Raw genomic sequence first — 22,233 nt, forward strand, 5'->3', positions numbered from 1 at the left:
GTTCAATACCGGCGCCCCGCTCACGGGCGGCGTCCCTGACCGTGGATCAGCAGGATCGAGAAATAGGGCGTCACGTTCTCCGCCTCGGCAAGGCGGGTCACGCGCTGGTCCGGCATCGCCGCATGCTCGACCAGCCACGCATCCTGCTCGCGCCCGGCCGCGGCGACGGCGCGGCGCAGCTTGGCCAGGTTGCGCCCGATCTTCATCACCACCAGCGCATCGGTATCGCGGATGCGCCTCTCCAGATCGGCCTCGGGCAATGTCGCGGTCAAGACGGTCAGGACGTCATCGCCCCATGTGATCGGCACATCGGTTGCATTCCACGCCCCCGACATGCCGGTGATCCCTGGCACGACCTCGACCGGAACATGCCCGGTCAGCCGCGAATGCAGATGCATGAACGAGCCGTAGAAGAAGGGATCGCCCTCGCACAGGACGACGATGTCCTCACCTTCGCGGGCGAGCGCCAGAAGACGCTCGGTACTCTGCGCGTAGAACTCGGCAAGACAGGCCTTGTAGCGCGGATCGTCGAAGGGGATCTCGGTGGTGACCGGGTACTCCAGCGGAATCTCGATCACGTCGGGACGGAGCAGTTCATCGGCAATGCGGCGCGCCTGTCCCGGCCGGCCGGCCTTGCGGAAGTAGGCGACATGACGGGCAGAGCGCACCAGCCGGTCGGCCCGCACGCTGAGCAGGTCCACCGCGCCCGGACCGAGGCCGACCCCATGGATGGTGCCGCAGGTCACGCCCCCAGTCATTCGGCGCGGCTCGCAAGCGCGTTGACGGCAGCCACGGTGATCGCACTGCCGCCCAGTCGGCCCTCGACAATGCAGCACGGCACCGGCGGCGCAGCCCAGAGCGCCGCTTTCGATTCCACCGCACCGACGAAACCGACCGGGCAGCCGACGATCGCCGCCGGACGCGGGCACGCCGGGTCCTCAAGCATGTTGAGCAGATGGAACAGCGCCGTGGGTGCATTGCCGATGGCGACCAGCGCCCCCGCAAGATGCGGCCGCCACAATTCCAGCGCTGCGGCGGAGCGCGTATTACCCATCGCCTTCGCCAGTTCGGGTACTTCGGGTGCGCGCAGCGTGCACAGCACCGGATTGTCCGCAGGCAGGCGGGCCCGGGTAATGCCTTCGGAGACCATGTGCGCATCGCACAGGATCGGCGCACCGCCTGCCAGCGCCTCTCGCGCGGCTTGCGCAAAGCCCGGCGAGAAGCGGACGTGCCGGGCAAGCTCCACCATGCCCGCGGCATGGATCATGCGCACCGCAACGGGTTCTTCTTCGGGCGAAAAGGCCGTCAGCTCGGCCTCGGCCCGGATCGTGGCGAAGGACTGGCGGTAGATCGCTGCGCCATCGGTTTCATAGTCATGCGGCATCAGCCTGCTCCGAAAAGAGCCAGGACCTCGTCCCGGCCAAGAGCGAGGCGCTCGCGCCCCTCGCCCGAAAGATCGTATCGCCCCTCGCGGCCGATCAGCGTCACATCGGCCCGCCCGGTCGCCGCACAGCGCTTCGCGCAGCCAGAAACATGCAAGCATCCGGTGACCTGCGGAGCGATGCGGCGCGCCAGCGCGCGGGTCTCGACGCTTGCCTGCGGGCAAGACGGCGCCCCCGGGCAGGCATCGACGCGCAGGAGCGGATCGGCCGGATCGTCCACCAGCCCCTCCACGGGCGCAAAGGCGGCGCCTTCGACGATGAGCAGCCGCCAGGGAGTGGTGCGCAGTGCCGTCGCCGCCGGGTCTGTGATCAGGCGGGCCAGCGCCAGTGCCGGGATCTGTCCGAAAGGCACGCCCCATGCCGCACCTGTGGGTGTCGGGCCGGGCTGCAAGGGGCAAGACCCCCGCGCAGGCAGCAGCGAGCCTTGCGCCCACTCGGGAAGTGCAGCTGTGAACCGGCTCATGCGACCGGCCTCAGGCCCGCCGTTTTCAGCGAACCAGCGCGCCATGGCGATCAGGCGGTCGACTTCCGCGCCAGCGGTCACTTCCGCGCCCGCGGTCCGGCCCTGCGCGCGCAGGATCAGGCTGCCGCTGGCCGCACGCTCGATCCGGAAATCACCCGCCTCCCCCGGCAGGACAGGGGCCGGCCCGGCGTCGATCACGAAACCGACCTTGCCCGGCAACTCCGGCAACTCACCGAGCCTTGCGATGAGTTCAGCGGCAATCCGCGCAGTATCGTCGGCTTCCTGCCAGATGGGCGCGACAAGGAGATTGCGCTTCTTCTCGTGGACGGGATCGGCCTCGACCAGTTCCAGTTCGACGAGCCGTGCAATAAGCGCAGGCCACTCAGCCTCGCTCACCCCGCGCAGCTGGAAGTTGGCGCGGCGGGTCAGGTCGATCAGGCCATTGCCGAAGGTCAGCGCGGCATCGCACAGGCCCAGCACCTGCTTGCGGTTCAATCGCCCGAGGCGGGGACGCACCCGCACCAGCAGGCCGTCTCCCGCCGCCATCGGATGCCATGCATCGGGACACCAGCCCCTGATCGCGAAACCGCTCATTGCCCGCCTCCCAGGCTGGCGAGGATCGAGTTGCGCCGCGTCTGCCACAGGCCAGCGGCATGAAGCGCGGCGAAGCGGGCTTCCATGGCTGCCAGCGCTTCGGGATTTTCGCGCGCCATGAACGCCCGCACTTCCGGCTCGCCGAGCGTCGCGTCGTGATAGAGATCGAACAGCTGCGGCGGCACCGAAGCGGAGAGATGCGCGAAGGCGCCAAGGTGATCGAGCGTCGCGGCCAGTTCGGCAGCCCCGCGAAAGCCGTGGCGCATCATCTCGGCAACCCAGCGCGGATTGGCCGCCCTTGCCCGCACGACGCGCGCGATCTCTTCGTTCAAGGTCCGGGCATGCGGCCGGGCGGGATCGCGATTGTCGAGGTGGTAGAGCGCCGCCTTGCCGCCGGTAACCGATTGCGCTGCGGCAAATCCCGCCTCGTGCGCGGCATAGTCGGCCGCAAGCAGCAGGTCGGTCTCGGGCAGGTCCTGTAGGTGCACGAAAGCGTCAGCCCCCGCGACGCGCTCACGCAAACCCGCAGGATCGGGCGCCTCGTCCTGCCCGTCGAGCGCATGGTCGGACGCCGCAAGCCAGGCTTCACCGGCAGCCCGGCGCGCTTCGTCGGTATAAGTCTCGGCCGTATCGCGCAGACCGAGACCATAGCGCCCGGGACGCGGGCCATAGACGCGCGGGGCTGCGGTCCTGCCGGCGAAAGGATTCCACTCCGGCGTCTCGTCCCTCTCGCACAGCGCGCGCACCGCCATCCCGAAGAGGGAGGCAAGGACCGGAAACGCATCGCGGAACAGACCCGAGACGCGCAGCGTCACGTCAATGCGGGGCCGGTCGAGCATGGCCAGCGGCAGGATTTCCACTCCGGTCACGCGTTCGGAAGCATTGTCCCACACCGGCTTTGCGCCAAGCAGGTGCAGGGCCATGGCGAACTCCTCGCCCGCCGTGCGCATCGTCGCCGAGCCCCACAGGTCGACCACCAGACCGCGCGGATAGTCGCCATGGTCCTGCAGGTGCCGGCGGACCAGTTCCTCGGCGAGGTCCACGCCTTGCGCATGGGCCGTGCGCGAAGGCACCGCGCGCGGATCGACCGCGAAGAGGTTACGCCCGGTCGGCAGGACATCGGAGCGCCCGCGCCATGGCGAACCGGATGGCCCTGCCGCCACACGTCGTCCGGCCAGTGCGGCCAGCAGTCCGCTGCGCTCCGCCTCGCCCTGCTCACCGCGGCCGTAGACATGCAGGCCCTCGCCGAACTGGCTCTCCTTCACGTCGCACACGAAGCGGTCGATGCGGGTGATCGCCTCGACCAGCGAGGTCGCGCCGTCGAGACCGAGTTCAGCCTCCAGCCCCAGCGCCAGCGCTTCCTCGCGGATGGCCGATTGCAGCCTGTCACGCCGCGCCGGATCGAGCCCGTCGGCGTTGGAAAACTCGTCCAGCAGCGCCTCGAGGCGCGTCAGTCCTGCGCCTTGCTGCGCGGGAGCCAGCGGCGGCGGTGCGTGTCCCAGCGTAACGGCTCCGATCCGGCGCTTGGCCTGCGCCGCCTCGCCGGGATCGTTGACGATAAAAGGATAGATGACAGGCAGGGCGCCGGTCAGCGCCTCAGGCCAACAGGCATCGCCAAGCGCTACCGATTTACCCGGCAGCCACTCAAGCGTTCCGTGCGCGCCGAGATGGACGAGCGCATCGACCCGGCGCTCGTGCAGCCAGAGATAGAAGGCAACATAGCCATGACGCGGGCAACGCGAGACATCGTGGTAATCCTCGTCACGCTCGGCAGACCAGCCGCGCTCGGGCTGCAGGGCGACCAGGACATGGCCAAGCTCCACGACGCGAAAATGAAAGGCGCCGTCGGCAACGGCGGGGTCCCTTTCGGCGTCTCCCCAGGCCTCGGCCAGATCGGCCTGCAGCGCTGCAGGCAAGCGGGCCAGAGCGGCGCGATAGGCGCCGAGCGGCCAACTGGCGGTTGCTTCGCCAAGGCCCGCCACAAGGTCATGGCCGCATTCGACCGTGTAACCGGCCTGCGCCAGATCGGCGAGGATCGCATCGGCGGAGGCCAGTGCATCCAGCCCGACAGCGTGGGCCATCTGGTAGCCCTTGCCCGGATAGGTCGAGAGAACCATCGCAAGGCGCCGCTCTGCCGCGGGTTTCCGGCCCAGCGCGATCCACCCCGCGACGCGCGCGGCAATCGCTTCGATCCGCGATGGCTCGGCGCGGTGGGCACTGCGCGAAAATTCAAGGGCATCGTCGCGCGCGGCGGCTTCCTTGAAGCTGGCCACGCCTGCAAAGATGCGGCCGTCGACTTCGGGAAGCACGACATGCATGGCGAGATCGGCCGGCGACAGACCGCGCGAGGCATCCTGCCAGGCTTGCCGTCCGCTCGTCGCCAGCGCGACCTGGAACACCGGGACACCGGCGCCGTCGAGCGGCGTCGCGCCTTCATCGTCACGCGCGGAAAAGGCGGTCGCATTGATCACCGCCGCGGGCTGCAGCGCCCGCACCCAGCGATCCACCCAGCCGCGAACTTCAGGGGCCTTCAGCGAGGGCACGTAAAGGCCCAGCACATCGAAACCGCGTGCGCGCAAGGCCGCGTGGAGTGCCTCGAAAGGATCGAGATCGGCGGAGCTGAGATAGGATCGATAGAACGCGAGCAGCACGCGCGGGCGGGATGCTGTCAGGGCAAAGGCCGCCGGACAGGCCGTGTCTTCACCTGGAAGCCACGCCCCGGCAGTCGGCAGCGCCTGAATGGCCCGGACTTCGCGCCCGGTCTTGCCGTCCGCCAGCAGGCCGCCCGCTTGCGCGAGCCGTGAAAGGGCTGCCCGCGCTGCAACCGCGCCGCCGATATCGCAAAGGCGGGTCAGTTCGCGCAGCGTGGAAACCGGAACGGTCGAGACGGCATCGAGCCTTTCGTCCTCGCGCCCGTCTGCGGGCAGCACGGCCAGCGCGATCCCGCGCGAACGCGCCAGCGCCTCCACCTGCTGCAGGCCGTAAGTCCAGTAGGGAAGCCCGCCGATGATCCGTACCAGGATCGCCTTCGCACATGCCAGCGTGCGCTCGACATAGGTGTCGACCGACAAGGGATGCGTCAGTGCCGCAAGATTGGCGAGGCGCAGCGAGGGCGGACTGTCCCCCGCATCGCGCGCGCTGCGCCACCCGGCAGCGAAAGCGCCGAGGTCGCTGTCCGAAAACGACAGCACCACGAGATCGGCCGGAGCCTGCCCCAGATCCTGCGGAACGGAGGCTTCCTCGATCCCGTGGGTCTCGCGGAAGATAACGTGCATCGCGGCCTCAGCCCTGCAGCACGGCCCTTATCGCAGCGGGATCGAGGTAATCGTGCTCGGCAATGGCGACCAGCGACGTGAGGCGCGCTTCATCGGGGCGCCAGGGGCGGTCGTAGTGGCTGCGTACCCGCGCGCCGACCGCCTGCACCAGCATGCGCATCGGCTTGCCGGCTACCGCGACATAGCCCTTCACCCGCAGCACCCGGTGATCGCTCGCCAGTGTCTCGATGCGTGCGGCGAGAGCAGCGGGATCGGCGATTTCGCCCAGTTCGATGACGGCGCTGTCGAAATCCTCGTGCTCGTGATCGTCCTCGCCATCGTGGTGCGAGGGACGCGCGGCAATATCGTCCTCGGCAGCAGCGCCAAGGCCAAGGATCACGCGCGGATCGACGACGCCCTCGCTCAGTTCGATGACCGGGACCGGGCGCGGGGCTTCTGCGGCGATGACTTCACGCGCGCGGGCAAGGCCCTCGGCGCCGGCAAGGTCGGCCTTGGTCAGCAGCACCATGTCGGCGCAGGCGAGCTGGTCCTCGAAGACTTCGGACAGCGGCGTCTCGTGATCGATTTCCGGGTCGGCCGCGCGCTGCGCCTCGAGTGCGGCGAGATCGGGTGCGAACCGGCCCTCGGCCACGGCCTCTGCGTCGGCAAGGGCAAGCACCCCGTCGACAGTGATGCGGCTGCGGATCGCGGGCCAGTCGAAAGCCTTGAGCAGCGGCTTGGGCAGCGCGAGACCCGAAGTTTCGATCAGAATGTGATCGGGCCGGGGTTCAAGCGCCAGCAGCTTCTCGACAGTGGGGATGAAGTCGTCGGCGACGGTGCAGCAGATGCAGCCATTGGCCAGTTCGACGACGTTCTCTGCCGGGCAGTCGGGGATGGCGCACGACTTCAGGATATCTCCATCGACGCCCAGCGTGCCGAATTCATTGACGACGACCGCCAGGCGGCGACCGCCGGCATTGCGGATGAGATGGCTGATGAGCGTGGTCTTACCCGCGCCCAGAAAACCGGTGATGATCGTTACAGGGACCTTGGACAGGTCAGGCATCGGCAATTCCCCACGCGCCATGGCGACAACGGCGGGGCTTGCCGGAAGCGAATCCGACCGACGCGCGGCGACGGGCGGGCGCGAAAAGGCACCCGTTATCGCGCGTTCGTGCAGCCCCAGCCGCACAGCTTCGTCGCTCAGACGGAAGAATTACCGTGCCGTGACCATCCCCTGGATCAAGGCAAGAGCGACCGGTGCGCCGGCAGGTCTCCTGGCTTGCGGGTCACTGCTTGATGCACGCCTTCCCGGATCGCCTTGCGGCTTCACCCAGTGGCCGGCCCTTCGCGTGAGGAAGGGAACCGTGTGCATCTCGCTATCCGCTCACAGTTGCAGGGACAGCCGCGGTTTTGGGAAGGAGAGACCTTCCCGCACCGCATTCCCGATTAAGCCCCTTTCGGGGCACCGGCGCGATCATTCGAAGCACAGAATCGATCCGTGCTTCGAAGCGAGGCCCTAGAACAGATCGACCGCCAAGCCAATCGCCTAAGGACCGGTTCTCATGCCGAGACGCGCACTTCGATATCGTCGAAGCGCTTCCAGCGGTAGATCGCGAAGCTGGCGAGCCAGCACAGCACGAAAAGGCCGATGATGCCGAACCCCAGGCTGTTGAAGTTCTCTCCCAGTTCGCCGGCAATATCGAACAGGCCGCCGGTGAGGCCCAGCTTATCGCCGATCAGGGCGACCGTTTCGATCCCGCCGATGACGATGGCGACAAGCGCCGAAATCAGGGTGATGGTGATGTTGTAGTAGAGCTTGCGGATCGGCTTGACGAAAGCCCACTCATAGGCGCCGAGCATGACGACGCCGTCGGCGGTGTCGATCAGCGCCATGCCCACGGCGAAAAGCACCGGCAGGACGAGGATCGTGCCGATGGAAAGCCCGTCCGCCGCCTGCCCCGCCGAAAGGCCCAGGATGGCCACTTCGGTCGCGGTGTCGAAACCCAGCCCGAACAGGAAGCCCAGCGGAGCCATGTGCCAGCTGCGGGTGATGAGGCGGAACATCGGCCGGAAAAGGCGCGCCATCAGCCCGCGATTGCCCAGCAGCATGTCGAGGTCTTCCTCCACATAGGCGCCCCCGGCACGGACATGGGCGAAGGTCTTCCACACGTTGCGCAGGATGATCAGGTTCATGGCGGCAATCGAGAACAGGAAGATCGCCGAGATCGAGGTCGCGACGAGACCGCCGACCTGCTTGAGACTTTCGAACTGCGTCAGTGCGCTCGTCGTCAGGGCAATGGCTATGGCCGCGATGGTGACGATGCCGGAATGTCCGATGGCGAACCAGAAGCCGACTGCGATCGGGCGCTGACCGTCCTGCATCAGCTTGCGGGTCACGTTGTCGATGGCCGCGATATGGTCCGCGTCCACGGCATGGCGCAGCCCCAGGCCCCATGCCAGCAGGGCCGTGCCGAGCATGAGCGGCCGATCGTGGAACAGCGAGAAAGCCCAGATCCAGGCGGCGATATTGGCGGCCACGAGCGGGCCGAAAAGCCAGCCTATCCGGCGGCGCAGGTTGGGTCGAACAGAATGCGGCAATTGAGCCATGATGCGAAATCGTCCTCCGGCGTCTTGCGACAAGGCCGGGACGAACCGCTCAGGCGAACGGCCGGAAGGCGCAGGCAACCGGACGCCAGGGCCGGTCGACACGCCGCTCCGCTGCGGCCCCGGCCGCAGGTTCGTCGCTCAGACGGAGTTCACCGTGCCGCGGCCATCCCCTGGACCAGGGCAAGAGCGACCAGACGCCGGCAGGTCTCCTGGCTCGCGGGTCACAGCTTGATGCACGCCTTCCCAGGCCCTTCGCGGCATGCCGCATTCGGCCCAGTGGCTGCTTCCCAGGCGCCCATGGCGCATGAAAAGCCCTGTGCATCGCGCTATCCGCTTACAGTTGCAGGGACAGCCGCGGACTTGGGAAAGGCAATCCCTTCCCCGCACCGCATTCCCGATTAAGCCCCTGTTACGGGGCACCGGCGCGATCAATGGGAATCGGCAAGAACCGATTCGAAGGTGCTGATAACACCCCGATTTCGCAGTGCCCATCGCAAGTTTGCGGCAATCGCGCGGCCCAGGCGCGGCGCGCAGCCTACAGGGCGCGTTCGGTAAAGGCGCCGCGCATGCAGTGGTTGGAACTCATCGCCGAGCCGTATCCCCCGGCATTGAGGAAGGCGATGAAGTCCCCCTCCTCAACGGGCGGAAGGAGCGTGTCGGCAGCCCAGATATCAAGCGCTTCGTTGATATTGCCGGCAATCGTCACCCGCTCGCCCGGCGCCGATCCATCGCCGCGCAGCAGGCAGGGAACCGGCTCGCACGGCAGGTCGTAGAAAGCAGGTTCCGGGTGGAGATTGAAGCCCCCGCCGACGAAGACGAACCGGGTGTCGCGCTTGATTTCGACGTCGGTCACGGGAAGCACGAGCATCCCGGCATCCTTGGCAATGTAGTCCCCCGGCTCAACGGCGATGCGCAGGCCGCGTCCGGCAAAATGGCGGCGCAGGATCGCGGCCCATTGCGCCAGATCGAGCGGCCTGTCCCCGCAGCGATGGGGCAGCCCGAGCCCGCCGCCGACGTTGACCGTGCGCACCTGCGGCACTTCGTCGAGGAAGCGAGAGGCCTCCGCGACGGCCAGATCCCAGCTCTCCAGCTGATCGGTCAGGTATCCGCAGCCGACATGAAAATGCAGCGAGGTGATCGCCAGCCCATGGCTTTTCGCGAGGGCAAGCGCCTCGCCCCACTGCTCGCGGTAGATGCCGAACTTGGTCGTTCTTCCCCCGGCATAAGTCAGCTTCTCGGCATCGCCGTAGCCGGTGCCGCGCCCGGGATTCACGCGAATGCCGATCTCGCGGCCCGGCGTTCGCTCACCGATGCGTCGGATCATGCCCATGGTGTCGCAATTGATCGTGATCTCGGGATGGGACAGTAGTCGTTCCAGATCGCGCGGCGTGACGCCAGTGCCGGTGAAACTGATCTGACCGGGCGCAAAACCGCAGGCCAGGGCATGATCCAGTTCACCCGGAGAGCAGATGTCGACCCCGCATTTGCCGCTTTGTGCGAGCCGCTCAAGCAGGGGCGCAAAGCGGTTGGCCTTCATGGCGTAATAGACCGTGAAGGCGCAGCCGATATCGCCAAGGGCAGCGACCACCCTATCGAGATTGGCTTCGACGCGGTCGAGCGAATAGAGAAACAGCGCCCCCCCTTCCTCGCCCCCGCTCTCGCCCTCACCGGCCAGTGCGGCGACATCATGTCCCGCGAAGTGCAGGCGCCCGCCGCGATAATGCAGGTCTGGGCGCTCCCACCACGGCGCAGTCCGGGCCGATGAGCCCTGCTGCGGCACGGTCACGACTTCAGCGGCTTGGCCTGCCCGTCCAGAAATCGCCTGCCCTCCTCGTTCGCATTCTCGGCGCGCCCGGTGATCCACGCGCGGCAGCGCTGCGCGGCACAATGGCATGCGAATTGCCGATAGAGAACATCCTCCGTCGCGGCATAGTCGATGGTCAGGACTTCGCCAGCATCGATATCGCTAAGGGCGACAAGTTCGAAGCGCTCCATGTCCAGCCGGCAATTGGGCTCGCAACCGTGGGACAGGTAGCCGACGAAGCGCGTGTCATGGACATGCATCCCCGGCGAGACCTGCAGGCTGTGCTGCAGCAGGTCGGCGCTGACTTCGCCGTTGAACCTGTCGAGCACCTCGCCCGCGGCAAAGGGGGCAAGCGCACGCACGCACAGGCCCAGCGTCTCGCAATCGCAGACGACAAGACGATCTTCGCCGGCTTCACTCGCACTGGAATGTCCCCGCGGTTGGATGAACAAGGCCGTTTCCCCTGACGCCTGCTGAATTTTGCTGATCTTCGAGGCTGTTACCCTAGGGGCAATTTCTTAGCGAAACGTAGCCTGTTGCATTCGCCTTCGCGCGCATATTCCACGCGGTCCATGATCCGGCGCACGATGTGGATGCCAAGGCCGCCGATCTCGCGCTCCTCCACGGAAAGCGAAGTATCGGGCGTCTCAAGCGACAAGGGGTCGAATGGCCTGCCATCATCGATAAGGTCGACCGCGACTTCCCCGTTCCCCACCCTGAGGCAGGCGGTTATGCGCGGCATATCCTGCTCCTTGCCGTGTTCGAGGATGTTGCTGACCAGTTCGTCGAACACGATCATGACCTTGGTCAGAACATCGAGCGGCAGGTCGGCGCTTTCCAGATAGGCTTCGATATCCTCGAGGAACGAGGGGAACCCTGCCCTTCCGTTGGCGAGAGTGCGTTCGTAATCGCAATCCATGCCACTCGATCCCCGTACCGGCGCCACGCGATTGCGGCCCCGGCCAGCTTAATCGAGTGGAAAAATTTCACAACTTCTCCAATAAGGTGCGTGGACACGATGAGAAGACGGGCGGAGACAGGGCGATGGAAATCAGCGAAGAAATCAAGGGTCCGGCCCTGGTGATGACCCTTGCCGGTCGGCTCGACAGCAATACCGCGCCGCTGCTCGAAACCCGTCTGCCTTCGCGGATCGAGGGCAATCCGGCCACCGTGATCGACCTGTCGCAGGTCAGCTACGTCAGTTCCGCGGGCCTGCGCATCCTGCTAAAGGGCGCGAAAGTGGCCAAGGCATCGGGCAACAGGCTCGCGCTTTGCGGTCTCGCTCCGTCAGTGCGTGAAGTGTTCGATATCAGCGGCTTCACCGCTATCTTTGCGATCGAACCTGACCTCGTTTCCGCTCTCGCCGCAGTCGGTTGAGCACGGAGGGCCGATCACGGCGAAGATGCCGGTCGGCTTCAGGAGCGCATCGAGACTGGCCAGCCATTCATCGGGCCCGATACCGCGCGCGGCCTTGAGGTAAACCCGCGCACGCTCCGCTTCATCGGCTTGCGCAAGCGTCACCAGCTGCAAGGCCCCTTTGGCCAATGGCGCACGCCATTCGTGCACGACCAGATCCGAAAGAGCATAAAGTTGGCCCGCAAGGTCCAGCGCGCGGCCGAGTTCAGCCTGCGAAGCGGATGCCTCGATCAATCGCCGGACATGGCAGGCCGCTGCCAGTGCATCGACAGGGTCCGCATCCTCGCAGCGCCCCAGCACGACGGCGCCGCCTTGCTCCATGTCGGCAAAGGCGAAGAAACTTCCCGCCGGAATGGCGCCGCAGGCGCGCATCGCAATGACGGCGTCCGCGGTGCGGCAGGCGCAGGGTGCGAATTCCACCGCGCGCGCATTCTCCAAGGCGTTTGCGAGGCTTCGCGTGCGGCCCTTGCGGGCCTCGACGAGCGTTGCCCGAAGTTCGGCAGCTTCGCCGCTGGCATCCATGAGCCTCACCGCCCCGGCAAGATCCTGCGCCTCGCGGATACGCCAACTCACTTTGCTGTCCGGAACATGTCCCGACAGCGCGCGTCTGCTCAGGTCCAGTTCGCGGGTCAGGCGGCGGGCAACGAATATGGCAAGCGCGCTCGCCAGGGCAATCAGCCCCAGAGCGATCAGCACCACGTCCCGGCGAATGAGGCGCAAGTGCTCTGCAATCGGAGCGCGGCTGAAGCGCGCTGCGACGAAACGCCCCTCCCCTGCCGGTGCAAGCCCGATCACCCAGCCTTCCGCGCCGTCCTGCGCCATCGTCCGAACGGAAGGCCGGCTCGGCCGGGCCAGCGCCGTGGGATCCCATTCCTGCCCCCCCGACTTGAGCGCAAGAGCCGGTCGGTCCGCCTCGACGAGATAGAGGGCGCCCAGTCCCTCGACATGCGCAAGGGCAGCCTCAAGCGCCTCGCGGCGGTGGGGCTGGGCAAGGGTCTTGCCCGGATCGGTCATTTCGCGCGTGAATTCTGCAACCGTAACAGCCGTCGCCAGGGCCTGTTCGCGAAGTGCATGCTCCAGTTCCGTGCGCTCCTGCGAATAGAGCAGCGCCCCGTTGACGAGCGCCAGCGCAAGAAACAGCGGCACGGCCAGCAGCAGGATTATCGAGCGGATCGTCATGCGTCAGCCCCGGCCCGGATCGCGGCGAGGCCCACCACGAAATCGGGACACTCGCGCGCGATGGTGAAAAGGTGCGGCCTTGCCAGGCACAAGACTTGCGCCCCCCTTCCTCCCGCGATGTAGTCAGCCCGCGTCGGCAGGCCGAACAGCGCGGACGGCGCATCGAATACCGCGGGCGCCTGCCTGCCCTCAACGACAACCGAGCCGCCGATCACCGTGACCAGCCGCTGCGCCACCGCTCCACCTGCAAGGACCGTCTCACCCGGTTCATATTCGAAGCGGCGGGCATGGCTGGCGACAAGCAGCAGCTCGGTTTCGGTCAGCCGGTCGAACGGCGGACAGGCTGCAAGTGCCAGGGCCTCGGCAACGACCTGCGCCGCGATCATCGTGCTTCTCCCGGCCATACGACGAACTCGCCGCCCGTCAGCGAGACGAACGAGACGCGCTCCTTCGGATCGAAGCGGCCGGGATCGGCGTGCCGGCCTGCAACGCGAAGCCCGGCCTGGGGCGTTCCAACCCATTCAATCGAGCCAGCCGTGCCGTCAACCACCAGGCAAGCGCCCTGATCGCAGTCAGCGAGCATGGCCCAGTCCGCGCAGAGCGCCGGATTCTCGGCCATCGCTTGTGCGAGGCGCGCCATGGCGCGCTGGGCAAGAACCGTGCGCGCATCGGCGGGATCGCCGGGCATCCAGGCAATCACGCGGCGAGCACCGGACAGCAGGATCACCGGCTGGCCCGGTCCGATGCCGGATCCGCTTGCCAGCAACCCTGCATGGGCGCGAGCGTCTTCCTGCACGCTGCGCTCCCTGCGCGCCTGCAACTCGCAGGAAATCTCCGCCGCACGTTCAAGCAGGGCTTTGCGCAGGACGGTGACTTCACGCGGCGCAGACCCTTGCGCCGCACTGTGCCCGCGACCCGCCGCAACCTGCAGGGTCTCTTCTGTAAGCGCCTCGATGGGCCCGGCGATGCGCCGCACGAGCGCAAGTGAGACGAGCAGGCAGGCAAGCACCGAGCCAACGCCAATCATCGCGCTCATGAACAGCGCATTCTGAGTGGCGACCTGGATGACCGAGACATTGACGTCCGCCCCGGCCGACGCCGCGATGCGCCCGCCCGCGCCTCTGACCGGGGCTGCCCCCGTCTTCAGCAGGCCCCACTGTTCCTGGTACTCGATCGGAGAAACATAGATCGATCCGGTATCCTCGACCCGCCTGAGGCCTTCGGCCGTCTCGTCGGGCAAGTCGTCGCTGGAACCGAGCGGAGAATGATCCTCCCCCGTCGAGGCATCGAGAATATAGAGGATGTCCGCCGGGCCACCGTTCACCTGGGTATAGAGGTAGGTCAGGCCCAGTTCCTTGCGGATACGCTGCATGGGCTCGACATTGCGGCGATAGGCAGTGCTGGCCTCGGCTGCCTGCGCGTCTCCGCCCTCGAAGGCCACTGCGATGAGGGCATCGTGATCTGCCGGATCGACCATCGCACCGGCAAGCGCGCTCGTCGTCACCAGCTTTCGCTCGAAGCCCTCGAGGATCGAAGCGTAGAGCCAGTTGTAGACGAACACCGCCAGCAGAACCGCCACGACGACGACCGCAGGCAGGAAAGTGCGCAGTAGCAGCGCTTTGATCGGCACGCTTCTAGGCCGCATATTGCCGACCGTCCTGTGACTTGAGCATGACCAGTGCCAGTTCGGGGAAGCGCGCGGCGACTTCGCCCAGATCGCGATGGGCGATCCAGAACGGGGAGCCCCCAGCCTCCCCTGCAAGGGCCCCGCCTTCCGGCTTCTCGAAGACGGCGCACAGCACCGCAGCACCCAGCGCTTCGAGCGTAGCACCGCCAACCTCGGGATGGTCCGCCAGAGCCGCCAGCAGATCGAGCGAATGCGGCCGGGTAGCGCCGTCGATCTCCAGGAGATCAAGGACATGGCGGCGCACCATTTCGGGCATGCCTTCGCGGATCACCGCCTTGAGACGCTGGGTGAAGCCAGCGGCGTCCAGACGGTCATGGAGAACGTCAGCCGCCAAAGTCATTTCCATTGCCTGGCCGCTGGCGAGAGCCTCTACGAGAACCTGTTCGACATCGATTTGCGCGCCCTCACGCGGCTGCGCTTCGCCGTGCAGGAGCGGCCCGAGCAGGCGCAGATAGTGGCGAGGAACGCTGCTCTCGATTGCCTCCACCGCGTTGCCCCGCACCTTGGGGTTGGCGGAATGGAGCGAGACGATCAGGAGATCGAAATTCGGCAGCAGCCCGCCGATTGCAAGAAGTTCCAGCACGAAGTCTATCGCAGCTTCCGCCCGCTCGCGCTGGGCGCGCGCCAGCAGTGCGACGGAGCGGTGCGTGCCGGCGTGGAGGTCGAGCAGGCTCGCCATATGGCCGAGGCGCGAGGCTTCATCCAGTTCGCCGGTCACGAGACGATCGAGGTTGGCGGCAAACTGGGCAAAGGAAGTCTGCGCCAGCGCGCGTGCCGCGATAGCGCGGGACCGATAAGCCAAGGCCCGGTCGCGCATCCCGCCCAGCAAGCGGGGGATCGCCGTCTCGCCCAGCTCCGTCAGCATCGTCGCAATTGCGCGCCGCGCCCTTGGCGCCAGTTCGGTGGCCGCCTCGAGAACGTCGGGAATGGATTCGCTGTCCGCGATCCGGCCGAGCAGCCGAATCATCCGCCGCCGTTCGTCGCGTTCCAATTTCGGAAGACACCGCGCCAGAGCCGGGACGATGTGCACGTCCTCGCGCGTTGCCAACCGGTCGATGGCCTCGGCAACGCCGATGCGCTTCGCCGGATCGCCCAGCGTGAGCTGTGCCAAAAGGGCATCGATATCGGGCCCCTGCGATGCAGCAGACCCGCTAACGGGAGCTTCGCCAAGCAGGCGCGCGGCGATCTGCGCACTGTCTCCTTCACCTGCGGCGGCCCTGGCGAGCAGGCTCCTTGCCTCGGGTTCGAACTGCGGGGAAAGCACGCCGCGCCCGCCGAAGTTCATCCAGCCCTGCCGCATGTTGGCGGCCATAGCCGAAGGATAGAGCTGGCGCAGCGCGACAACGACGGCAACAAGCGTCGCGCCCACGATAATCCCGATGCCCGAAAGCTCGCGCATGTCCACCTGGCTGGCCGCGTAGATCAGGAAGCCGCCCGAGACGAGGCTGGCGAGCGGCTCGGCCATGCCCTCCATCACCGTGCGCAGCGGCCGCTTCACCCGCGAGGGGACGGCATTGAACAGCAGGTTCTGGTTGTTGTACTCGATCGAGGTCAGGACCCCGTGATAGGCGAAGAAAGCCGCAAGCGCAGCGCCCGTGCCCCCCTGGAGGAAGAACCACCCGAACACCGCAAAGTAGGTCAGCGGCTGGATGAAGGCGACATTGCGCACGCCCAGCCGCGCCACCAATCGGTTGAACACGAAAAGGCAGGTCACCAGGTTGAACAGGTTGGCTGCCGCGTAGAGCGTGCCGAACAGCGATGCCAAGGCCGCCTCGTCGCGGCCTTCCTGCAGCACCATCGAATACTGGTACTCGGCAAGATTGGTCATCAACAGGGTGACGAAGAGCACCAGCGTGAAGACCATCGTATAGCGCGACCGGCCAAAGGCGCGGCCGACCGCTGCAAGCTGGCTCAGGGCACCGCCCGATTCTTGCTCGAGATCGCTGTCGCTCTCGGCAATCTGGCTCCAGCGCCGGCGCAAAAGAACGGCCAGCGGCGCGGTTGCCATGGCGATGGCAGCCCACAACAGGAAGAAGTCCTGCACCGCCACGCTCTCTGCCAGCAGGCCCACCAGCATCGCGCCGCAGGCCGTACCGAGCGCGCAGAACGCGGCGAATAGCGGGAAAAGTCGCTTGGCGTCCTGTATCGCGAAATAGGCGTCGGTATAATTCCAGAACAGCGAGTAGAGCGCGATGTACCACATCGCCAGGTAGAGCTTTACCGCGAAATAGAGCGGAACCTGCCAATCCGGCGGCAGTCCGGCATCGATCAGGGCCCAGAATGCCACTCCGCCCGCGACCAGCGCGGCCAGGGTCAGATCGACCATGCGATCGATCGAAAAACGCACGAGCAGGTAGGAAAACAGCACCGTGTAGAGCAGCATGACCGCCGGCGTCAGCATGAACACCAGCGGCAGGCGATCCGCGCCGACATTGCTCAGGAATGCGGCATCGCCGGCACTGAAACCGACGCCCATGCCCATCTGCAACAGGAATCCGAACAGGCCGAACTGGATAAGTCGGGGCCATTCACCGCGCTCGAGCCGGAAGAGGCGGTTAACGAAATCGAGCAATGTTCTCCCCACCAATGTCGCGGTCCGGCTTAATCAATTTTTGCAAGTATCGCTGCAATAGGGCTTATTCCGTTTCTATCGCGTTATCAGGCACAGTATCGGGGGGATGATTTTCGTGGCGACCATGGATGGAGCGCAAAGGGTGCGCAGGTTCGGCCTCAAGCCGCAACTGCTGCTCCTGCTCTTTGTACTCAACCTGGTTTCCGCAACGGTCTATACCGCTGTCCTCTACAGTACCGACCGCAACGAGATCCTCACGGGCATCGACGGCAAGCTGCGGATCGCGACGAATGCCGTGCGCGAGATCATCCCCGATGGATACCACCGGCGCATCCGCGATGCGAAATCGGTCACGCCGGCTGAGTACAGGCAGATCCAGCAGCACCTGTCGCGCTTCGGCAATGCTTCGGGCCTGACGTATGTCTATACCTACATGAAGTTCGGCGACGACATCCGCACCGTGGCGACCAGCGCCACCGACGGGGAGATCGCCCAAGGCAGTGAGACGAAGTTCTTCACGCTCTACGACACCGCGCCCGACAAGCTCTATCGCAGCTTCGCCGACGGCAAGGTGCGCTTCGACGAGTACAGCGATTCCTTCGGCCGCTTCCGCTCGATCTACATGCCGGTGAAAAGCCCTGACGGGCGCGTCCACGTCATCGGGGCGGACATCGACCTGACCTGGCTGGACGAGCGGCTGCACATGGCGCTCGTGAAGTCGATCGCGATCGGCATTGCCCTGTTCGCGCTGTCGATGGCGGTCGGCTGGTTCCTCGTCTCGCGCATCGTCGAACCGCTGGTGCGGTTGACCACCTTCACCCGCAACATGGAGACGCGCAGCTTCCGGCCCGACGAGGACGAAATGGACGCCATGCGCAAGATCAGCCGCGACCGGGGCGATGAAGTGGGCAGCCTTGCCGAAGCGATGGCCGGGATGATCGCGCGCCTCCAGCGCTACCTCGTCGAGGTTGCCGAAGCGACAGCGGCGCGCGAAAGGGTGGAAGGCGAGCTCTCCGCCGCACGCGACATCCAGATCGGCATGCTCCCGCGCAAGTTCCCGCCCTTCCCCGACCGCACGGACCTCGACGTTTTCGCCCTGCTCGAACCGGCCAAGCAGGTGGGCGGCGACCTCTACGATTATTTCCTGATCGACCGAAACCGCCTGTTCTTCGTCGTCGGCGACGTATCGGGCAAGGGGGTTCCGGCCGCGCTGTTCATGGCCATGACCACCACCCTGTTCAAGGCGCACGCCATGTCGGGCGGATCGACCGGCCAGATCATGGAGCGGGTCAACGCCGAACTCTCGCGCGACAATGCCGCGGAGATGTTCGTGACCGTCTTCGCGGGTATCCTCGACTTGCGCAGCGGCGAGGTGGAATACAGCGACGGCGGGCACGAGGCGCCCTTCATCGTGCGGGCGGATGGATCGGTCGAACGGCTGGCCAAGCAGCAGGGCATGGCGCTCGGCGTGTTCGAGGACGTTCCCTTTCGCACCGGCCATTTCGACTTGCGCGAAGGCGATGCGCTGGTCCTGTTCACCGACGGCGTCTCGGAAGCGACGGGCGCGAACGACGAACTGTTCACCACGGCCCGCATCGCCGATGCCCTGGCCAGCGCACGCGCCGAATTTTCCGCCAGACTGATTGCCGAAGGACTTGCGCAAAGCGTGCGCGGATTCGTCGGCGCCGTGCCGCAGTCGGACGACATCGCGATCCTGACGGTCTGCTACGAAGGCGCCCGCGAAACCGTCAGCCCAGCGTGATCGGCGGGCGCTCGAGCCCGTGCATCTTGCGCAAGTAGAGCCGCATGTCGTCGATCTGGCCGCGTAGTTGCTCGACGCTGGCCGGCCGGGCGTCGAGCGCGGCGGCGATATAGGGGCAGCTCTCGCGCTCCCAGGGCAGGAAGTCGAAACCTTCTTCCGCATCGTGCATCCACACGATCGGATATGGCCGACCGAACATCACGCCCTTCAGTTCCTCGCGCCCGACCAGGTACATCGCGACGGTCGAGAGATTGTCCGCCCCCAGCAGCGCTTCGACCAGATCGAGCGATAGCACGAGACTGGCCGGACGGGCATATTTCGAAAGGCGAAAGCCCAGGTCGAGGTCCGGCCCGATGAAATCGAGATGCGGCGCGGCATCGTCCGAGGACAGTTCCGGGATTTCGAGAGCGATGTTGTTCTCGGCAAAGTCAGCCAGCCAGGCCGTGCCCTTGAGGCGCAATGGCAACGTCTCGAAATGGGTGGCTTCGTAAAGCCGCATGGTGCGCAGCAGGACGCGCAGGATCCCGGTCAATTCCTCGGCGCTGGAAGGCTGCGCGGTGAAGATCACCTCATCGCCCATGGCCTTCCAGACATCGACCGCCGGAGTCTCGTCCTCCTCGAGGAATTCGAAGCCCATCTGCCCCACCAGCATCAGCGGGAAGTTGGTGAAGAATGTGCGGAAGATCTCCATCCAGCCACCCGGCCCCTTGGCGGTCTTGGTCGCCTTGAACTGGGTCGAGCCGACCATGTCTACGGAAAGGAAGAGACGGGACATGGTGTGGACCCTGCAATCAGAAGCTGGCGGCAAGCGAGGCAATGACGCCCGCCCTGGCGAAACGGCCTGCCTCATCGGCGCCGGAATAGTTGGTATCGACGTAGGACAGCGATGCGGTCAACGGTCCCGACGCATAGGAAAGGCCCGCTTCCCAGTCCCACTTGCGGTCGTAGGCATCGCCGTTTTCATAGCCGAGATGACCGAACATGCTTACAGGCAGGCTGCCCAGCGGAACCTGGCCCTTTGCCGCAATGTAGATGTTGTCCCCGCCGAAATTGTCCTGCCGGGGCACCCAGCCCATGTCGAGACCGACGCTCCCGGTCCCCAGTCTGGTCGTGGCCGAACCCAGAACCTCGAAGTAGTTCACGCCCTGGCCACCTGGATAGACATAGGCTAGCGCAGTAACCGAATAGTCGATGCCGGCGAGAGAGCCGCCATAGCCGCCGTAAAGGTCGAGCTCGGTGTTGGAACCGCCGGAATCGGCAATGCTCGAAGCCCAGGTGCCGATGAACAGGCCGCTGTCATGGCTGAGGTCGATACCGCCCTGGATCGCCGGGTCCTTGCCCGACAGGCTGATGCCGCGAAAACGGTAGTCGGAAACGATGCTGGCATTCGCAGAGAGCTGGAAGGCAGGCGTGGCGCCATCGACGCTTTCACTCCCTGCGGCCGGCAGGGGCATCGCACCCAGGGCAAATGCGAGAAAGCCCGCTGTCGATCTTACACCCGATGCCACGCCCGTAGCCACTCCTTCCCGCGATCCGGCAGGCTTAGGCCCATTTGCAATAACTATTGGTAAATCAATGCCAACGCGCAGACCGCAGGCGCCACCGCCTGCCGCTGTCCGGGAGGCGCCACTATCGCCTTGCGCCAGGCGCTTCCAAGAAAGCCCACCCGAATTTTGCAAGCGCGATCAGGAGCTGTTCTTTCAAAACTGCAATAGTCGATAGGAATATCGGTGCGCATCATAGGGATCAGTACGTAGATTGCGAAGAACTCAATATTTCTCCTGCTTCTCTTACTCTGCCTTCATCGAAGTCCGTCTTCTTGCCGACTTGGGGAGCGTCGTTGCGATCCGGGCTGCCGATGGGAATTCGAGGAGTCCGACATGCTGCAATGGTTTGAAAAGACGGCCCCTATCCGTACGAAATTCAAGGCTCTGACAGCCCTGCTCGCCCTGATCGGCACGGCGGGACCGGCCACGACATGGCTCGCTGGCGGAAACGCCGAACTGATCGGCGCTGCCTGCGCTTCACTCGCCGCCACCGTGATCGTGATGATCCTCGCCGCGCGCCATATCACTACCCCATACGTCAATACGGTCATGCGGATGGAAGCGCTCGCCGACGGGGACACCGACAGCCCGATCCGCTACACCGACTACAAGGACTGCGTCGGGCGCATGACCAAGGCCATGGAAACCTTCCGCAACAACGCCGTGGCCCTGCGCAGCGACAATGCCGCGCAGGAAAAGCAGATCATCGATGCCCTGAGCGGCGGGCTCAAGAAGCTCTCCAGCAATCATCTCGACTGCGAAATCCGCAATCCCTTCCCCGGCGCCTACGACGACTTGCGCAAGGACTTCAACGCCGCCGTCCGCTCTCTCGCAGATACCATACGCTCTGTCCGCACCGCCGCTGCCAGCGTGCGCACCGGCGCAACCGAGATCCGTTCCGCCTCGGACGACTTCGCGACCCGCAACGAGCGCCAGGCCGCCAGCCTCGCCGAAACCGCATCGTCGATGAACGAAGTCACCAGCAACGTGAAGCGGACCGCCGACAAGGCGACCGACGTACAGCAGGCCGTTTCCGGCGCTCACCGCGAAGCCACCGAGGGGGGCGAAGTCGTGCGCAGGGCCGTCGCCGCGATGGGCGAGATCGAAAAATCGGCCCAGGAGATCGGCCAGATCATCAACGTGATCGATGGCATCGCCTTCCAGACCAATCTCCTCGCGCTCAACGCCGGGGTCGAGGCTGCCCGGGCAGGCGATGCCGGCAAGGGTTTCGCGGTCGTCGCCAATGAAGTGCGCGCCCTTGCCCAGCGCTCTGCCGAAGCGGCGAAGAACATCAAGGAACTGATCACCGTCAGCAGCAAGCAGGTCGGCGACGGCGTCGTTCTCGTCGGCGATACCGGCACCCTGCTCGAAAAGATCGTCGCCAGTGTGGGCGATATCGACGAGCTGATGGCCGAGATCGCCCGCAATGCCACGCAGCAGGCGGGCAACCTTCAGCAGATCAACGACGCGGTGGGCGAAATGGATCGCCTGACCCAGCAGAACGCCGCGATGGTCGAGCAATCTACCGCGGCCTCGCGCAGCCTCGCCGACGAGGCGAATGAGATGACCTCGCTCGTCTCCTCCTTCGTCACCGGCGAAGACGACATCGTGCGCCCGATGCGCAAGTTCGCCCCATCGGTGCCTTCGGCTCCTGCCCATTCCCTCCATTCGGCGCCTCGTCCGCAACCCGCTTCGATGGGCAATGTCGCCCTGCAATCGGTGCCCACGAACGACGAGGACTGGAGCGAATTCTGATCCTCAAGCGATGGCAGCTTGTGCAAAACCCGTGAGACAGCCCTGCGATCGCGGGGCTGTCTTACATTCGCAAACCCCGCATTCCCGCCATTTGCGGCCCTTTGCAGGGCCATGGGAACCTGCAGGACTTGCCCAAGCGCCGAAAAAC

The 22,233-nt window shown here is 65.7% G+C and carries 19 protein-coding genes and 2 riboswitches; of the genes, 3 read left to right on the forward strand and 16 right to left on the reverse strand.

Going from position 1 to position 22,233, the window contains the following annotated elements; all coding sequences use genetic code 11:
• Window positions 1–20: 20 nt before the first annotated feature.
• The 9 genes from cobI to J3474_RS13635 form a co-directional block, all read right to left on the reverse strand.
• Window positions 21–758, reverse strand: coding sequence for a precorrin-2 C(20)-methyltransferase (gene cobI, locus J3474_RS13595; RefSeq protein ID WP_207094542.1), 738 nt, complete (start codon window positions 756–758; stop codon window positions 21–23).
• Window positions 755–1,384 carry a precorrin-8X methylmutase gene (locus tag J3474_RS13600; protein ID WP_013833175.1) on the reverse strand — a complete coding sequence of 210 codons (630 nt, stop codon included), beginning with the start codon at window positions 1,382–1,384 and terminating at the stop codon, window positions 755–757. Before J3474_RS13600 ends, cobI begins: the two co-directional genes overlap by 4 nt.
• Window positions 1,384–2,499, reverse strand: coding sequence for a cobalamin biosynthesis protein CobG (locus J3474_RS13605; protein ID WP_207094543.1), 1,116 nt, complete (start codon window positions 2,497–2,499; stop codon window positions 1,384–1,386). The genes J3474_RS13600 and J3474_RS13605 overlap by 1 nt, the downstream gene beginning before the upstream one ends.
• Window positions 2,496–5,774, reverse strand: coding sequence for a cobaltochelatase subunit CobN (cobN, locus tag J3474_RS13610; protein WP_207094544.1), 3,279 nt, complete (start codon window positions 5,772–5,774; stop codon window positions 2,496–2,498). Before cobN ends, J3474_RS13605 begins: the two co-directional genes overlap by 4 nt.
• Before the next feature lie 7 nt (window positions 5,775–5,781).
• Complete coding sequence (cobW, locus tag J3474_RS13615; RefSeq protein ID WP_207094545.1) at window positions 5,782–6,819, reverse strand: cobalamin biosynthesis protein CobW; 1,038 nt, start codon at window positions 6,817–6,819, stop codon at window positions 5,782–5,784.
• A 183-nt stretch (window positions 6,820–7,002) separates the two neighbouring features.
• Window positions 7,003–7,241: riboswitch (cobalamin riboswitch) on the reverse strand.
• Window positions 7,242–7,316: 75 nt separating this feature from the next.
• Complete coding sequence (locus tag J3474_RS13620) at window positions 7,317–8,363, reverse strand: HoxN/HupN/NixA family nickel/cobalt transporter (RefSeq protein WP_207094546.1); 1,047 nt, start codon at window positions 8,361–8,363, stop codon at window positions 7,317–7,319.
• A gap of 181 nt (window positions 8,364–8,544) precedes the next feature.
• Window positions 8,545–8,802, reverse strand: a riboswitch (cobalamin riboswitch).
• Window positions 8,803–8,898: 96 nt separating this feature from the next.
• Window positions 8,899–10,149 carry a diaminopimelate decarboxylase gene (locus J3474_RS13625; protein WP_207094547.1) on the reverse strand — a complete coding sequence of 417 codons (1,251 nt, stop codon included), beginning with the start codon at window positions 10,147–10,149 and terminating at the stop codon, window positions 8,899–8,901.
• Window positions 10,146–10,619 carry an SET domain-containing protein-lysine N-methyltransferase gene (locus J3474_RS13630; protein WP_207094548.1) on the reverse strand — a complete coding sequence of 158 codons (474 nt, stop codon included), beginning with the start codon at window positions 10,617–10,619 and terminating at the stop codon, window positions 10,146–10,148. Before J3474_RS13630 ends, J3474_RS13625 begins: the two co-directional genes overlap by 4 nt.
• Before the next feature lie 47 nt (window positions 10,620–10,666).
• A complete protein-coding gene (locus J3474_RS13635; RefSeq protein WP_013833169.1) occupies window positions 10,667–11,086 on the reverse strand; it encodes an ATP-binding protein in 420 nt (139 codons plus the stop codon).
• Window positions 11,087–11,142: 56 nt separating this feature from the next.
• On the opposite strand from J3474_RS13635, the gene J3474_RS13640 reads away from it, so the two are divergent.
• Window positions 11,143–11,544, forward strand: a complete 402-nt coding sequence (locus tag J3474_RS13640) for an STAS domain-containing protein (protein WP_203226068.1) — start codon at window positions 11,143–11,145, stop codon at window positions 11,542–11,544.
• Here the strand turns inward: J3474_RS13640 and J3474_RS13645 are convergent.
• From J3474_RS13645 to J3474_RS13660, 4 genes are read right to left on the reverse strand one after another with little or no spacing between them, the layout of a single operon-like run.
• Window positions 11,455–12,762, reverse strand: a complete 1,308-nt coding sequence (locus J3474_RS13645) for a hypothetical protein (protein WP_207094549.1) — start codon at window positions 12,760–12,762, stop codon at window positions 11,455–11,457. The genes J3474_RS13640 and J3474_RS13645 overlap by 90 nt on opposite strands.
• Complete coding sequence (locus J3474_RS13650) at window positions 12,759–13,148, reverse strand: Crp/Fnr family transcriptional regulator (RefSeq protein ID WP_242528401.1); 390 nt, start codon at window positions 13,146–13,148, stop codon at window positions 12,759–12,761. The genes J3474_RS13645 and J3474_RS13650 overlap by 4 nt, the downstream gene beginning before the upstream one ends.
• On the reverse strand, window positions 13,145–14,392 hold the full coding sequence (locus J3474_RS13655) for a histidine kinase (RefSeq protein WP_242528402.1): 1,248 nt from the start codon (window positions 14,390–14,392) through the stop codon (window positions 13,145–13,147). The genes J3474_RS13650 and J3474_RS13655 overlap by 4 nt, the downstream gene beginning before the upstream one ends.
• A 4-nt stretch (window positions 14,393–14,396) precedes the next feature.
• A complete protein-coding gene (locus tag J3474_RS13660) occupies window positions 14,397–17,021 on the reverse strand; it encodes an MFS transporter (RefSeq protein WP_242528403.1) in 2,625 nt (874 codons plus the stop codon).
• 124 nt (window positions 17,022–17,145) lie between these two features.
• On the opposite strand from J3474_RS13660, the gene J3474_RS13665 reads away from it, so the two are divergent.
• Window positions 17,146–18,783 (forward strand): PP2C family protein-serine/threonine phosphatase, encoded by a 1,638-nt coding sequence (locus tag J3474_RS13665; RefSeq protein WP_207094794.1) that lies wholly within the window; start codon window positions 17,146–17,148, stop codon window positions 18,781–18,783.
• On the opposite strand, the gene J3474_RS13670 is transcribed toward J3474_RS13665, so the two are convergent.
• The 3 genes from J3474_RS13670 to J3474_RS13680 are packed head-to-tail and all read right to left on the reverse strand — an operon-like array spanning window position 18,770 to window position 20,524.
• A complete protein-coding gene (locus J3474_RS13670; protein WP_013833163.1) occupies window positions 18,770–19,558 on the reverse strand; it encodes a hypothetical protein in 789 nt (262 codons plus the stop codon). The genes J3474_RS13665 and J3474_RS13670 overlap by 14 nt on opposite strands.
• 16 nt (window positions 19,559–19,574) lie before the next feature.
• Window positions 19,575–20,303: a TorF family putative porin gene (locus J3474_RS13675; RefSeq protein WP_308632869.1), complete on the reverse strand. Its 729-nt coding sequence runs from the start codon at window positions 20,301–20,303 to the stop codon at window positions 19,575–19,577.
• 41 nt (window positions 20,304–20,344) lie between these two features.
• The gene (locus J3474_RS13680; RefSeq protein WP_207094554.1) at window positions 20,345–20,524 is read right to left on the reverse strand and encodes a hypothetical protein; all 180 of its coding nucleotides are present in this window, start codon (window positions 20,522–20,524) and stop codon (window positions 20,345–20,347) included.
• A gap of 139 nt (window positions 20,525–20,663) precedes the next feature.
• On the opposite strand from J3474_RS13680, the gene J3474_RS13685 reads away from it, so the two are divergent.
• Complete coding sequence (locus J3474_RS13685; RefSeq protein ID WP_207094555.1) at window positions 20,664–22,085, forward strand: methyl-accepting chemotaxis protein; 1,422 nt, start codon at window positions 20,664–20,666, stop codon at window positions 22,083–22,085.
• Window positions 22,086–22,233 lie beyond the last annotated feature (148 nt).

Source organism: Novosphingobium sp. PY1 (genome assembly GCF_017312445.1).
Taxonomy (GTDB): domain Bacteria; phylum Pseudomonadota; class Alphaproteobacteria; order Sphingomonadales; family Sphingomonadaceae; genus Novosphingobium.

Excerpts from the sequence above, each read along its gene's own strand:
- cobI (WP_207094542.1), bottom strand. The coding sequence starts at position 758 with ATGACTGGGGGCGTGACCTGCGGCACCATCCATGGGGTCGGCCTCGGT.
- J3474_RS13600 (WP_013833175.1), bottom strand. The coding sequence starts at position 1,384 with ATGCCGCATGACTATGAAACCGATGGCGCAGCGATCTACCGCCAGTCC.
- J3474_RS13605 (WP_207094543.1), bottom strand. The coding sequence starts at position 2,499 with ATGAGCGGTTTCGCGATCAGGGGCTGGTGTCCCGATGCATGGCATCCG.
- cobN (WP_207094544.1), bottom strand. The coding sequence starts at position 5,774 with ATGCACGTTATCTTCCGCGAGACCCACGGGATCGAGGAAGCCTCCGTT.
- cobW (WP_207094545.1), bottom strand. The coding sequence starts at position 6,819 with ATGCCTGACCTGTCCAAGGTCCCTGTAACGATCATCACCGGTTTTCTG.
- J3474_RS13620 (WP_207094546.1), bottom strand. The coding sequence starts at position 8,363 with ATGGCTCAATTGCCGCATTCTGTTCGACCCAACCTGCGCCGCCGGATA.
- J3474_RS13635 (WP_013833169.1), bottom strand. The coding sequence starts at position 11,086 with ATGGATTGCGATTACGAACGCACTCTCGCCAACGGAAGGGCAGGGTTC.
- J3474_RS13645 (WP_207094549.1), bottom strand. The coding sequence starts at position 12,762 with ATGACGATCCGCTCGATAATCCTGCTGCTGGCCGTGCCGCTGTTTCTT.
- J3474_RS13650 (WP_242528401.1), bottom strand. The coding sequence starts at position 13,148 with ATGATCGCGGCGCAGGTCGTTGCCGAGGCCCTGGCACTTGCAGCCTGT.
- J3474_RS13665 (WP_207094794.1), top strand. The coding sequence starts at position 17,146 with ATGGATGGAGCGCAAAGGGTGCGCAGGTTCGGCCTCAAGCCGCAACTG.
- J3474_RS13670 (WP_013833163.1), bottom strand. The coding sequence starts at position 19,558 with ATGTCCCGTCTCTTCCTTTCCGTAGACATGGTCGGCTCGACCCAGTTC.
- J3474_RS13680 (WP_207094554.1), bottom strand. The coding sequence starts at position 20,524 with ATGATGCGCACCGATATTCCTATCGACTATTGCAGTTTTGAAAGAACA.
- J3474_RS13685 (WP_207094555.1), top strand. The coding sequence starts at position 20,664 with ATGCTGCAATGGTTTGAAAAGACGGCCCCTATCCGTACGAAATTCAAG.